The sequence below is a fragment of the Bacillus sp. FJAT-26390 genome, from assembly GCF_001682865.1.
GTDB lineage: Bacteria > Bacillota > Bacilli > Paenibacillales > Paenibacillaceae > Pristimantibacillus.
Window position 1 is genome coordinate 237813 of record NZ_MAQX01000032.1, and the last position, 13574, is coordinate 251386.

Consider the following 13574-nt stretch of genomic DNA (forward strand, 5'->3'; position numbering starts at 1 on the left):
CCTGACAGAGGCGTTTCCTCTCTATCAGGGGTTTTAGGTTACAGCCCTTTCGCTTCGCGGTACGCTGCGATGTAGGCGGCAGCTTTTTTCTCAATGAGTGAGAAGTCGCCGGTTTTGACAGCATCCTTCGTCAGATCGGAACCAATGCCGACCGCTACTGCGCCTGCTTTAATCCAGTCCTTCAAATTGTCGAGCGATACGCCGCCGGTCGGCATGACGTTAGCCTGCGGCAACGGGCCTTTTATGGAAGGAATGACACTTGGAGAGTACAGATTGCCCGGGAACAGCTTAACGATATCTACTCCGAGCTCAAGCGCGGTTTGAATTTCGTGAATGGTCATCGTGCCTGGCAAGATCGGAATCGAATATCTGTTGCAAAGCTTGATTGTATCCGGGTTAAGCGCTGGCGAAACCACATATTCGGCCCCTGCTAGAATAGCAGCGCGCGCCGTCTCCGGGTCAAGCACGGTGCCAACGCCGATAATGGCGAAGTTGTCCGCTTCAGGAGATACGTCGCTCGAATATTCCTTCGATAGCTGCTCGATTGCACGTAGCGCAAAAGGCACCGTCATCGTAATTTCGATCGCTTTGATTCCGCCCTTAATCGCACGGCGTGACATTTCCACTACTTCTTCTGGCGAGTCTGCACGCAATACCGCTACAACGCCCGCATCCGTAAGCTGCTGCAGCACTTTAAGCTTTTTCATCTGCTAGTCCCTCTTCCTATTTCGTTCGTTATTGTTCGAAAATGTTCCCTCTATAACGCTCATTATATGTCGTTTCTATTAAATCATCAATCGTAATTCTACTTTTTATAATCGATTTCTAGAAACTTTTCGACTTCCGTCACCCAACGTTCGTTAACAAACTGCACATGAAGCGGATGCTCATTATACGCCTCATAATCCGCTTGATTCGCAAATTCCATGGCAAAGCCGTGGCTGTACTCATTTTTGCCGCTTACCTGCTTATAGACCTGAAAGTTGGTTACGGTTGGGATTGATGTCAAAATGCGCTCTCCATCCTCCAAAAACCGGCGTTCCGCCTCCGATCCCTGCCCATGCTTCAAGCTAAAAATAACCGAATGCAAAATCCACTCTTTCGATTGCGTCGACATATGAATCGCTCCTTCCTCCATATGAAATAATATTATTCCTTTAAAAATAACATAAACAAGCCTCCGAATGGAACGCCTTCGACATTTTAACTGCAGAAATTTTACATTTTTCGCCAGAGTTTTTGTGCTGCATGCCGCTAACAACCGATTTATGTTTAACCTTGTCCAGCTAAGTTTAACCTACTAGGGTAAGACTAGTTCATAAATTAGGAGGTTGAGAAAATAATGTTCAGACGCATGGATGAAATTATGATCGAGATCCCGGATGTCGAGAAGCCGGATGCAAACGCTGCGGCCGCCATACAAGAATTGTTAGGCGGAAAGTTCGGAGAAATGTCTACGCTAAACAATTACCTATTTCAATCTTTTAATTTCCGTTCAAAAGAAAAGCTGAAACCTTTCTACGACTTGGTGATGAGCATAACCGCAGAGGAGCTTGGCCATGTCGAGTTGGTTTCGCATGCGATTAATAAATGCTTGAGGGGCACGACAAGCTATAAAGAACCGGATCAAACTCCGCTCGGTTCTGCTAAGGACGCACGTTTGTCCTATCATTTCCTTGCCGGAGCTCAAGGCGCTATGCCGTTCGACTCTATGGGCAATCCGTGGACGGGTGCCCATGTGTTCAACAGCGGCAATCTGGTGGAAGATTTGCTGCATAATTTCTTCCTCGAATGCGGCGCCAGAACGCATAAAATGAAAGTATATGAAACGACGGACCATCCGGCTGCGCGCGCAGTTGTAGGCTTTCTGCTCGTTCGGGGCGGCGTTCACGTAGTCGCTTATGCCAAAGCTCTGGAAATCGCAACAGGCGTGAACGTCACCAAATTGGTGCCGATTCCGTCTCTAAGCAACAAGTCATTTAATGAAGCAAGGAAATATGAAGAAAAAGGCGCGCACACGAAGCTGTACACATGGAGCGACAGCGACTTTACCGCGATTGATCAGATCTGGAAAGGGACGCATCCGGAAGACGGGCTTCCGCTAGAAGTCATTCAAGGCTCGCCAAAAGGGTTTCCGATCCCGGAAGCGCCTGCGGTCGAAGAGGAATTCGCGCCGGGCATTTCCACCGAGGAGTTTAAGGCAATCGCTAAGCGTTTGAAGCAGGCCGGAAATATTACGGAGTAATGATCGTTTGCCATTCACGTGGAGCCTGCTAAAGAGAATGTTATACTTTGAGCAGACGAAGAACGTCCTAATGCCACTCATGTGGCTTTGGGGCGTTTTTTTCTGCTGCAAAATGTATGTTGGCCGGTCTTCGGCACTTTTCGCAATTTGCATCCCGAATATGAAATATATGATTGGAATCGCAAATCTCAATTTCTTGATTTCGCCTTTCTTCCGGAGTTCGGCCGTTTCGGGCTGGAGTGCGACGATTTTCAGAGCCATATTAAAGATATGGATAGAGAGAAGCACAGCTATGCTTCAAATTTCCCGCCACGACGAGCTCTTCTGCTGCATTTCTGCAACGCAGCATCTTCTTACGCCCCTAATGTGAGCTTTCTGCTGCACAAAATGCAGGGTACGGCGCAGCATGCCCCGACCGTCATCACAGGCCGATGAAGCATTTCATCTCATCCGCACATTTATTTCACATGACCAATCAACGCTGACATAATGCTGTCAGGGTTTGCCGATTACAATTAAGTTAATAATGAACAACAATAACTAATGTGGAGGAGATTGCAGCATGCCTACCGTTAAAGCTCAGCAGGCTGGTACCGCCTTGGCACCCATCCTAAGTACGCGCCAGCTTAATCGGGCTTTGCTGGAGCGGCAAATGCTGCTGCGCCGCACGAGCCTCTCCGTACTTGAAGCAATCGAAAAATTAGTTGCGATCCAAGCACAAGCGCCTAATCCGCCTTATTTTGCGCTATGGACCCGGCTTGAGGGCTTCCACCAGGATCAGCTCTCTGCGCTTTTAAAGAAGCGGCAAGTGGTGCGCATTGCACTAATGCGCTCCACGATCCATTTGGTCAGCGCGCGCGATTGCTTGGCGCTTCGCCCCTTGATTCAGCCGGCAATAGAGAAAAGCCTGCTGGGTTCATACGGCAAAGAGCTCCGCGGCTTAGATTTACAGGCGGTTAGTGCAGCGGGGCGCGCACTTGTGGAGGAGCAGCCGCACACCGCAAATGAACTCGGCAAGCTGCTCGGAGCGGCATGGCCGGATCACGATCCAGCAACCCTCGCAAGTGTGATCCGAACATTCGTCCCGCTTGTTCAAGTGCCGCCCCGCGGAATATGGGGATCTAGCGGCCAAGCGAGGCATACGTCTGCGGAAGCTTGGCTAGGCGAGCCTATGGCAGCTGAGCCTTCTATAGAAGACATGCTGATTCGCTACCTAGCTGCCTTTGGCCCTTCTTCCATTAAAGACATGCAAATCTGGTCAGGTCTGAGCAAGCTTCATGAGACAGTCGAGCATATGCGTCCGCGTCTTCGCACCTTCTCAGATGAGCAGGGCAATGAACTGTTCGATCTGCCGGGTGCTCCCTTGCCGCCTGCCGACACGGTTGCTCCAGCAAGGTTCCTATCCGAGTTCGACAACATGCTGCTCTCCTATTTCGACCGCAGCCGGATCATTAGCGAGAAGCACAAACCGCTTGTGTTTACGATAAACGGCATCATTCGATCTACCTTTCTAATAGATGGATTCGTGCGCGGCATTTGGAAAATAGAACAAACCCGCCAGTCGGCTGCTTTAATCATTCAGCCTTTCGAGCCGTTAAATGATGCGGATCGCGAAGCGCTGGCAGCGGAAGGAGCTAAGCTCCTTTCGTTTGCGGCAGCGTCCTCCCGCTCGCATGACATCCGATTTGTCGGCTCCGATTAAAAGCTGCTGAAGCAAACAAAAAAAGGAGCCGACCGCACTACCGGCCGCTCCTTAACGCCCTCACCACAGGCATCTAACTGTCTCTTCCTAACCAGCTTCACCTAGCTCAAGCTTTCTTCCCCATCCGCAACGCCATTAACCATACGCTCCATTACCTACACCGCCGTATTCACATCCGGCGTCTCCGTTATTTTGCGCGATGCCTTCGACTTGCCGCTAAACGACCAATACGTCCACATCCGCAGCAACCGCTCTAAAGGGCCATTTTTAAATACTCGCAGCAAATAACTGGACACGATCGCTTGAATGGCATAAAGGAGAATCGCGAGAAGAAAACCGTTTAACATCCCGATTTCCCCGAACCAGCCAAGGCCATAACCGTAAAATAAAGTAGTACAAATAACCGATTGCATCAAGTAATTGGTCATAGACATCCGTCCCACCGCCTCGAATGCCGCTATAATCATCGAACGCTTCGATAAAAAGGACAATACGAGCGCAAGCCCAAATATATAACCGAGCGCCAGCAGCTCCGCCCCGGCTGTTGTCAGCAGGCCGCTCCATGCACCTTCGGGCTGCAGCACGGCAAGGCTCTTCAGCAAAATACCAATCGGCAGAAAGAGCGCGGTCGCCCATATATATCGGTGCCTCTCCCGCTTCGGATTATGGAACCACTGTTTATTGGCAGCCGCAATGCCGAACAAAAACATCGGGAGCAGCACCAATGGCATTAAAAAAACAAGCATAATGATTACCGCTTCCGGCAGGTCCAGCGGATCTTCATTCATGCGAAAATCCATAACCTCCAAATAGGTTCCCTCGCCATAAACCGCAATCGATTGCTCCACGTACCGCTTCATGCTTTCCTTCTCTTTTGGCGTATCGTCCTTTAACCCGTAGCTAATGCCCGCTATGAATACGCTTAGAATAAAGCCCCAGATCACCAGCGTCTTTGGCTTTCTTTTGACGAATAACAATAAGCAGAAGCCCGTTATCCCGTATGTGAGCAAAATATCGCCCTCCCACAGCAATATGCTGTGCAAAAGGCCAAGCGCCATCAGCATTAGAAAGCGCCGCACCAGCGGTTTTCCCGGTTTAATTCCCTTTGACACCAAGCTTTCCCTCAGCTTAAACAAGCTGTACCCGAACAAGAACATAAAGATCGGCATAAAGCTGCCTTCCACTAAAATAAGCAGCCATTGATGCGTCACAACGTCCAGCTTGGAAGGGTTGAAAAACTTCATCGTTTCTCTTCCGTAAATGCCGTATTGAAAAATAATCATATTGGCAATCAATATGCCGAGCAAGCAGAAGCCTCTAATCGCATCAATAATACGAATGCGGCTCCCTGTTTCAATTTGGTTAACCATCTCCATCACCTCTGCCACAATCATAATGACTCTTCTTGAACAAGTGAAAAACAGAACTATAACATCAGCTTAATTTTTTCCAGCCGTGTTCAACTTCTGTTAAGGTTTGTATGCTAGCATATAATCGGGTGATGAATATGAATAACATTGTTATCGTTGATGATGAACCGTCTATCGTTAAAATGCTGCAGCTTGTCCTTCAGAAGGAAGGTTTTCAGCACATTTATACAGCAGGAACCTGCCAAGAAGCACTCGATACGATCGCTCGATACGGCGCTGATATCGTGCTGCTGGATGTGATGCTTCCGGACGGCAGCGGCTTTGAGCTGTGCTCCAAAATCAGGCAGCTCGGCAACCCGCATATTTTATTTTTAACCGCCAAAGCCTCCGATCTGGATATATTGACCGGATTCGCGCTGGGCGGCGATGATTATATTACAAAGCCGTTTAATCCTTTGGAAATCGCTGCCCGAATCAAAGCGCGACTGCGCCGAATGGATGGAATGGACACCGCTTCAAGCGCGGCTCCTCCTTTCATGAACCCTTTAAACGCACAGCGAATCTATAGCTTTGGCCGATTTCAGCTGAATGAAGCAGCCGGCGAGCTGCTGGTTGATCAGAAGCCGGTCCTGTGCCCTGCCCAAGTTTTTCAGCTGCTGCTGCATTTTTGCAAAAATCCTGGCATCGTCTTCTCCAAGGGCCAGCTTTATGAAGCCGTATGGGGCATTGACGGCGTGGGCGATGACAATACGGTCATGGTCCATATCCGAAGAATACGGGAGAGGATTGAATACGATCCCAGCATGCCGACGCATTTGCTTACCGTACGCGGGTTAGGCCATAAATTAGCCAAGGAGCCCGCAAAGCTATGAAGATTCAACGTCGATTGGCTTTTCATTTTACCTACCAGCTCATTATCTATTCCATCCTTATCTTCATTGCAATGGTCTTGCTGTTCCTTATCCTCATCAGCAAACTAATGAATGACGATCTCAAACGAAACTTTCCTACCGGTGCGATCAGCTCCATTGTAGCGGGAAGCTACTACGAGAGTGACGAGCTCAAGCTGTCTGCGCATTGGAAGCAGCTCATTGAAGATCGCGAGATGTGGCTTCAGGTTATCGACTCTAAGGGCAACGCGATATACACCATTAATACGCCTGCCGATCAGCCTTCCTCTTATTCGGTTACGCAGCTGTTGTCGATTCAGCAAACCGGCAAATTCGGTCCATACCTCGTAGACAGTGAGCTCGATCAGACATACAGCTCTCCGCTATACTTTCTGCTCGGCTACAAGAGCCCGCAGCTAGAGAAGCTGACTGCTTGGTATACGTCCTACCAGCAAAATGGACTCGTAAACGAACAGCATAAAGATGACCTGCTTGCCAAGCTGCTGGAAACGGACAGCTATCTGCTGATCCTCGATCAGGCGGGCAACAGCGTCCAGACGATTGGCGCTAAAAACTCGGCATTCAACATTTATGAGCCCTTGGAAGTGCTGTCCATGCAGCAAAGCCCCGGCGATTACGACACGAATATAGCCGTATATCAGCCGTCAGCAAGCGGGATGACTTGGATCATGCATACGCCAAACGAGCGGGGAACGTTCACCAAGCAGCCTATGCTCAAAGAGATTATACGAATCTTTATTTGGGTAGGCGGCTCCATCCTGCTGCTGTCGCTTGCTATCTCCATTTGGCATGGCTACCGTTACGGGCAGCCGCTCATCTTGTTCTCCGGATGGTTCGAGCGCATGGGCAGCGGTCTTTATGAAGAAGTGCTTACGCCGAAGGATCGCCGAAAAGTATTCCGCCGCAGCGGCAAGCTTCGGATACGCTACCGCCTCTACCGAGAGGTAATCGCAGCCTTTTATCAAATGGCGGAACGGTTAGCGCGAACGGAGAAGGACCGGCTGCAGCTGGAGAAGACAAGAGAAGAATGGATGGCCGGCATCTCGCATGATCTGCGCACGCCGCTCTCTACCATTCAAGGTTATGGTTATATTTTGGAAAGCACGCCTACGAGCTGGAGCACGGATGAGCTTCAGGATATGGGGAAAATGATTCGCGAGAAAAGCGATTATATGCTGGATCTGATAACCGATTTCTCGCACATTTATCAGCTAAAGCAAGGTCCTTTGCCCATGGAGCGGAGCAAAATCGAGCTCACGGAGCTCGTTAGAAGATCCCTATTAAAATATGTCAACGATGCAACTCTTACGGAGGTCGAGCTCCGCTACGAGGGGGATGAGCTTCCCGTCGTCATATGCGGCAATGAAAAATGGCTGCAAAGGCTCATGGATAATCTGATATCCAACGCGGTGAAGCATAATGCTCCCGGCATCACGGTGACTGCCTCAAGCGGCATGCTGAATGACGAGGCATTCATCCGCGTCTGCGACGATGGAAAAGGCATGGATGAAGAGACGATCCGCAACCTGTTCGAGCGATATTACCGCGGTACCAACACCGAGGAATCAAGCGACGGCTCCGGCCTTGGCATGAGCATCTCCAAAATGATTGTAGAAGCGCACCAAGGGCGCATCGAGGTACAATCGGCTCCCCACGAGGGCACCACCATCCACATTTATTTTCCAATCGACTGATAGTATTGCTTTGACGGCAAGGGGGCCTTTCGCAGGCCCCCTTCTTCATATCCGCGGCAGGCCTGAAGCCTTTAAGCAGCGATCGATTCGGTCGACTGCTTCCGTAAGCCTGGATACGGAGGATGCGTAGGAGCAGCGAATGAACCCTTCGCCGCCAAGACCAAACACATGCCCAGGCACGGTAGCCACGCCTGCGTCGAACAGCAGCTTTTGCGCAAAATCATCGGAGCTAAGTCCCGTGTGCGCAATCGACGGAAACGCATAAAACGCTCCTCGCGGCTCATGGCAAGGCAAGCCGATTTCCCTAAGGCTCTTCACGAACATCCGTCTACGCTGAGCGTATGACTCCATCATCATGTCCTTCGCCTCCAAGCCGTTTCGCAGTGATTCAATCGCTGCGATCTGACCGATGATAGGCGCGCACATGACGGTGTATTGGTGGATTTTCAGCATCGCAGCTATTAGCTCCTGATGGCCGCAAGCATAACCGATCCTCCAGCCCGTCATCGCAAAAGCTTTGGAGAAGCCGCTTATAAGCAGCGTTCGCTCCCTCATCCCCGGCAGCGAGGCGAAGCTCACATGCTTCTCATCATAGGTCAGCTCTGCATATATCTCATCCGAAATGACGATAAGGTTGTTTTCCTCCACAAGCTTTATGATCGGCAGCCAGTCTTGCAGGGTCATGATCCCGCCTGTCGGATTATTAGGGTAGTTAATAATGAGCACCTTCGAGCGCGGCGTCAGCACCGCCTGCAAAGCTTCAGCCTTCAGTTTAAATTCATCCTTCGCGAACGTTTCGACCTCGACGGTCTTCCCGCCATTAAGCTGTGCAATAGGCGAATAAGCTATATAGCTTGGAACGGGCACAATGATCTCGTCGCCAGGCCCGATTAATGCCCGCAGCGCAAGATCGATCGCCTCGCTTCCCCCTACTGTCACGAGCACTTCATTCGTTGGCTCATATTTCACTTGGAAGCCATTGTACAAATAGCTAGCGATCTCTTCCCTAAGCTCAAGAAGTCCCGCATTTGGCGTATAAGAGGTTTTGCCGAGCTCCAATGCACGGACGCAGGCAGCCCTGACATTTTCCGGCGTTACGAAATCAGGCTCCCCTACGCCAAGCGAAATAATATCCTTATTGCCCTCTGCCATGCTGAAAAATTTGCGAATGCCCGAAGGCGGAATCTGCTGCACCACCGGGGAAATCATCTCGTTCATCGACCATGTTTTCATACCTATACTCCTCCTAAAGGTTGTTAAGAAAACAAAAAAGAGACCCGTCCCTATAAAGGGACGAGTCTCCACCCGTGTTACCACCCTAGTTTCGCGCACAAAGCGCGACACTCCGCTCATGTATCAATCAATACATGTTCCCGTTAACGCTGGAAATGCGGCAGAGCTTACTCTCGTTCAGCCTGCTTCTCGGAGATGGCTTTCCGCTAGCGCCCGAACGTTGGTTTTCAGCTGCCCCAACTCTCTGTTCGATCAGGCTCTTAACGTACTCTTTCTCGTCATTGAATGTAAAAGCTATTTAGCTTGTTGTATGAAATCATCGATAATCGCAAATTTTTTACCAATGATAACACCAAAAAACAGGAAGCGCAATACCCAGTTTTTAGCTGCTAGTCCGAGTTCATTTAATAGCCTTAAACTATAAAGTTTATTCTTTTTATATATTTCACTTATGAATAGCACAGCTGTAAGATACAACTAACCTAACACGGAAAAGCAGCAGAGAAAATCAAACCATCCACAAAGAGGAGGCTATTCTATGAGTGATATCGTCAAACAACATTTTGATGCGGTTGCCCCCCAATATGATCGTCAGCGCCGCCAGCTTATTCCCTGCTTTGATGATTTTTACGGCATTGCGACCGACATGGTAAACTGCGACAACGAGGCTCCGCGCATTTTGGATCTAGGAGCAGGAACGGGGTTATTCGCCTCGTTCATACGCAGCAAGTACCCAAAGGCTTCTCTTACTTTAATCGATCTAAGCGAGGAAATGCTGAAGGGTGCGCGCTTGCGCTTCGGCGATGATCCTTCCGTCAGCTATATTGCAGCCGATTATACAACCTACCCTTATACCGGAAAATACGATGCGATCATCTCCTCGCTGTCCATTCACCATCTGACGCATCCAGCCAAACGAGCGCTGCTGCGCAGCATCCATGGGCTGTTAGTTGACGGAGGTTGCTTCGTTAACGCCGATCAAGCGGCCGGTACGACACCGTATTGGGATAACTATTACATGACGCAGTGGCAGACAGCCATCAAGCAAAGCGGCCTAGCCAATGACGCGATTGAAGCTTCAATCGCGCGCCGGAAAGTCGACATCAACGCAACCGTCCAAGATCAGCTTGACTGGCTTCGCGAGGCTGGATTTGCCCACTCCGATTGCGTATACAAGCATCATGGGTTTGCTGTTTTTGCTGCTCTTAAAGGCCCGTGCTTCTCCTAATTTTCAATCCGATTTTAAGCAGCGGAATTAATCCCAATCTTATAGGTTGGAATTAATTCCGCTGTCCGCGCAAACTCAGCCGCCACGCTTAAATGCCTTATTGCGACTCTGTTTTCCTTATATCCGACTAATCTTATTCCAATTTAAACAAACCACTTGCATTTCCTTTAATTCCGAGTATAATACTAGGTATACGAAGTTACGGAGATTGGAGCTGACCTGCATGACGTATTCCGAGAAACAAATAGCAGCAAAATGGGTTGATGATTATTTGGATCTATACAACTTTGCCGTGAAAATCGGAGATGCCGAATGGCAGCAGCAAATTCTCCAAAATCTACAAGCGAAAGACAACCATATTCGTCTTGAAATCGAGCATGGCATTCGTGTGGATCTATGGCTTCGGTTCGATAACATTAATCGCAAAATGCTTGAAATATATGAACAGCTTCGTCATTCGCAGCATTCGGAGCAGCAGCAAAAACAGCTGCGGGATAAGGTTTGGGAGTTTAAGCTTCAACGTGTCATGATCGCAAGCAAGCTGAAAGCCCACTACACGATTTAGAGTAAAATTTCGAGGATAAATAACAGAAGGTCTCCAAATAAAAAAAAAGCCGGCATGCAGTGATCTGCTCTGCTTAGCTATGTAGGATCAAGCTATAAACAATGGCATGCAGCGAACTGCTCTGCCGATGGAACCACATCGTTGCGGTCTATGAATGGCCAGATTCATAGATCATATGCTTACATCGATACCTGCTCCATGTCGCGCATCATTTTCATCATCATTGTAGACATTTCGTCGCACTCTTGCATTTTCATCATCATCATGTTCATATCGATGCTGTCCATCATGTTCATTTCCATCATCATGTCCATCATCATCTTCATCGATTTCATCTTGCACATCATTTCATCCATGCACATGTTCATCATCATTTGCATTGCCATCTTTTCCATCCCCGTTCACCTCCCTTAATCTTTTACTATACTGAAGATACTACAGCCTGGAATAAAATTCAAGGTTTTTTTGCATTTATTTCTTGATTTTTTAATTGCAGATATGTTATAAATAAAGATTACACATTTAATTCTTATTACTCCGCTTGGAATTATCGCGATGCTCGGACAATAAATGCATATAAATCTTAGTAAAAAAACAGCTAATCAAGCGCTTTAGCAAAGCTCCTGATTGGCTGTTTTTCATTTGCCCGAAATATTAACCGTTTGCGCCCGTCTCTGGAGCGGCATCATCCTTATGCGCTTCAATAAAGCTAACCGCATCGTACAAGGAAGCTGCAGCTTCGGCGCGTGTCAGCTTGTGTGCCGGATCAAACTTGCCTGCTTCATCCAAAGAGGCGATTTTGTACAGAAGCGCACGCTGGATCGTACCTTGGTACGCTACCGTAATATCCTGCTCGTCTTGAATCGGAATGAACATTTTGACCGTCGGATACTGGCCTGTAAGCTCGAGCGCTTGCACGAGGTAATGCGTGAACTGCTCCTTCGTAAGCGGTGACTGCGGATCAATATCCGCCGGGATATCCAGACCATTATAGTGGGCAATGACAAAATCCTCGGCGTACCAAACGTCATTATTTATTTTTGTATAGAACCCGTCTGCAGTAGGCGCTTTGTTGAAATCAATAGCGGCGAGGCTGATTTGCGTCGCTCTCACGATTAGGGAAATGCCTTGCGCGGCAGTCAGGTTATCTTCTGGATGAAATGCCGTATCGCTCACCCCTTTAATGATGCCTTGCTGCTGCAGAGCTTCAATCTTCGCTTTGTTGCTTACGCTCGCGATATCGCCAAAAGGGCCTTCCGCGAAGGCTTGTGTTGCAATAGATGCAGAAAGCATGACCGCGACCGCTGCAATGGCAGTGCTCCAACGTTTTTTCATGGTCGTTCACCTCTTCTGATTAGTTGGCGTTGTCCGTTCTCTTACTTGAGAGACCCTACGCTAGAAAAGGTTGCAAGCGTCATGCGCTCGTGCTTATTTCCTTGCCCGTCTTGAGCGATCTGTGCAGCTTAGAGAACAGCAGTGCGAAACCAACGATTCCGACCGCCGCCAAAATGCTGCATAACTGGTACATCGCCTGCGGACCGGATTGCTCGAATACAAAACCTCCGATAATGCCAGCCGCGATGCCGGATAAGCCACCCCATGTCAGCGCATAGACCGCCTGGCCCGAAGCTCTGAATTCAGCCGGAACGAGCAGCACGGTCAGCTGCGTGCCGATATAGTAATAGCCGCCGAAGGTGATACAGTGAAGCACTTGAATGTAAATAATTTGTTCCGCGCTGCTCGTATGCGACATGAGAAACCAGCGCAGCGTGAACAGCACGCTGATGACGATTAGACATAGCACCATCGTCCTTGCGTTTTTTTTCAAATAGCGATCCAGCAGCAGAAATATCGGGATCTCAAAGATTGACGACCAAAAGGCAGACCAGCCAATCAAAGAAGCGTCCCCTCCCATTTCTTTAATATAGAGCGAAATGAAAGTTGAATTCATAGAGTTAGGAATCGAGATAACAAGACCAATGATTAGGAACAACAAAAAGGTTCGGTTTACGAACATGGAGCGATAGTTAACCTTGCCTGCAGGCGCAGCCCCCTTCACCTCGCCTTTCGGCAGCGTGAAGGCAAAGGCGAGCGAGATAAGCATCATTACCGTATAAATAATCCACAGCCGTTCGATGCCGATCTGACCGATAATGGGTCCTGCCGCCACAGCCATTAGTGCCCAGCCGAGCGAGCCAAACAAACGAAATGCGCCGAAATTTTGCCCTGTTCCCTCAATGCTATTTAGTATCAAGCTGTTGGTTTGCGAGAATAAAGGCATTTGAAAAAAGAAAAAGAACAGCATACTCGTATAAATGATGGTATAGGATTCGAACAAAAATACGAGCTGCATGATAAGCATGCTGCCTATGAGCATAATGATCAAGGACCGTTTGACGTTGCGAAGCCGATCGCTCAAATAGCCCCATAACGGATTCGCGATGATGGAGACGACAGGCCCGCCGGCCATTAATGTACCGATCTCCATGGTTGACATGCCAATGGATTGCAAATAAATCGCAAAAAAAGTGCTGTAGACGGCAATCGCGCCGTAGACGAAGAAATTAAACGCTTTAATGAAATGAAACGATCGTTTCTGGTTCATAATGTTGCCCTTCATCCCGCT

Annotated in this window: 13 protein-coding genes, 1 pseudogene and 1 other annotated feature; of the genes and pseudogenes, 7 read left to right on the top strand and 7 right to left on the bottom strand. The window is 48.8% G+C overall.

Annotated elements, in window-relative coordinates:
* Nucleotides 1-38: 38 nt before the first annotated feature.
* Both A7975_RS21940 and A7975_RS21945 read right to left on the bottom strand, forming a co-directional pair.
* A complete protein-coding gene (locus tag A7975_RS21940) occupies nt 39-707 on the bottom strand; it encodes a bifunctional 2-keto-4-hydroxyglutarate aldolase/2-keto-3-deoxy-6-phosphogluconate aldolase (RefSeq protein WP_053372762.1) in 669 nt (222 codons plus the stop codon).
* Nucleotides 708-805: 98 nt separating this feature from the next.
* Nucleotides 806-1117 carry a Dabb family protein gene (locus A7975_RS21945; protein WP_053372763.1) on the bottom strand — a complete coding sequence of 104 codons (312 nt, stop codon included), beginning with the start codon at nt 1115-1117 and terminating at the stop codon, nt 806-808.
* Nucleotides 1118-1342: 225 nt separating this feature from the next.
* Here A7975_RS21945 and A7975_RS21950 point away from each other — a divergent pair, with 225 nt between their 5' ends.
* The 3 genes and pseudogenes from A7975_RS21950 (at nt 1343) to A7975_RS21960 (ending at nt 3947) form a co-directional block, all read left to right on the top strand.
* Nucleotides 1343-2245 carry a manganese catalase family protein gene (locus tag A7975_RS21950; protein WP_053372764.1) on the top strand — a complete coding sequence of 301 codons (903 nt, stop codon included), beginning with the start codon at nt 1343-1345 and terminating at the stop codon, nt 2243-2245.
* A gap of 81 nt (nt 2246-2326) precedes the next feature.
* Nucleotides 2327-2548: pseudogene (locus A7975_RS35055) on the top strand (hypothetical protein); the annotation flags it as partial.
* A gap of 259 nt (nt 2549-2807) precedes the next feature.
* A complete protein-coding gene (locus A7975_RS21960) occupies nt 2808-3947 on the top strand; it encodes a winged helix DNA-binding domain-containing protein (protein WP_053372766.1) in 1140 nt (379 codons plus the stop codon).
* A gap of 155 nt (nt 3948-4102) precedes the next feature.
* Here the strand turns inward: A7975_RS21960 and A7975_RS21965 are convergent, their stop codons facing one another.
* On the bottom strand, nt 4103-5341 hold the full coding sequence (locus tag A7975_RS21965; protein WP_255314437.1) for a DUF418 domain-containing protein: 1239 nt from the start codon (nt 5339-5341) through the stop codon (nt 4103-4105).
* A gap of 107 nt (nt 5342-5448) precedes the next feature.
* On the opposite strand from A7975_RS21965, the gene A7975_RS21970 reads away from it, so the two are divergent.
* Both A7975_RS21970 and A7975_RS21975 read left to right on the top strand, forming a co-directional pair.
* Nucleotides 5449-6189 (top strand): response regulator transcription factor, encoded by a 741-nt coding sequence (locus A7975_RS21970; RefSeq protein ID WP_065386862.1) that lies wholly within the window; start codon nt 5449-5451, stop codon nt 6187-6189.
* Entirely contained in the window at nt 6186-7922 is a 1737-nt protein-coding gene (locus tag A7975_RS21975) for a HAMP domain-containing sensor histidine kinase (RefSeq protein ID WP_065386541.1), read from the top strand. The genes A7975_RS21970 and A7975_RS21975 overlap by 4 nt, the downstream gene beginning before the upstream one ends.
* Before the next feature lie 45 nt (nt 7923-7967).
* Here the strand turns inward: A7975_RS21975 and A7975_RS21980 are convergent, their stop codons facing one another.
* Complete coding sequence (locus A7975_RS21980) at nt 7968-9155, bottom strand: aminotransferase class I/II-fold pyridoxal phosphate-dependent enzyme (RefSeq protein ID WP_053372769.1); 1188 nt, start codon at nt 9153-9155, stop codon at nt 7968-7970.
* A gap of 53 nt (nt 9156-9208) precedes the next feature.
* Nucleotides 9209-9446, bottom strand: a binding site (T-box leader).
* Nucleotides 9447-9693: 247 nt separating this feature from the next.
* On the opposite strand from A7975_RS21980, the gene A7975_RS21985 reads away from it, so the two are divergent.
* Entirely contained in the window at nt 9694-10383 is a 690-nt protein-coding gene (locus tag A7975_RS21985) for a class I SAM-dependent methyltransferase (protein ID WP_065386542.1), read from the top strand.
* 223 nt (nt 10384-10606) lie between these two features.
* Entirely contained in the window at nt 10607-10948 is a 342-nt protein-coding gene (locus A7975_RS21990) for a hypothetical protein (protein ID WP_053372771.1), read from the top strand.
* Between the two features lie 179 nt (nt 10949-11127).
* Here A7975_RS21990 and A7975_RS21995 read toward each other — a convergent pair whose 3' ends face one another.
* From A7975_RS21995 to A7975_RS22005, 3 genes are all read right to left on the bottom strand, one after another.
* Nucleotides 11128-11343, bottom strand: a complete 216-nt coding sequence (locus A7975_RS21995; RefSeq protein WP_065386543.1) for a hypothetical protein — start codon at nt 11341-11343, stop codon at nt 11128-11130.
* Nucleotides 11344-11602: 259 nt separating this feature from the next.
* On the bottom strand, nt 11603-12283 hold the full coding sequence (locus A7975_RS22000; protein WP_065386544.1) for an S-layer homology domain-containing protein: 681 nt from the start codon (nt 12281-12283) through the stop codon (nt 11603-11605).
* Nucleotides 12284-12362: 79 nt separating this feature from the next.
* Nucleotides 12363-13553 carry an MFS transporter gene (locus A7975_RS22005; protein ID WP_065386545.1) on the bottom strand — a complete coding sequence of 397 codons (1191 nt, stop codon included), beginning with the start codon at nt 13551-13553 and terminating at the stop codon, nt 12363-12365.
* Nucleotides 13554-13574: the final 21 nt, after the last annotated feature.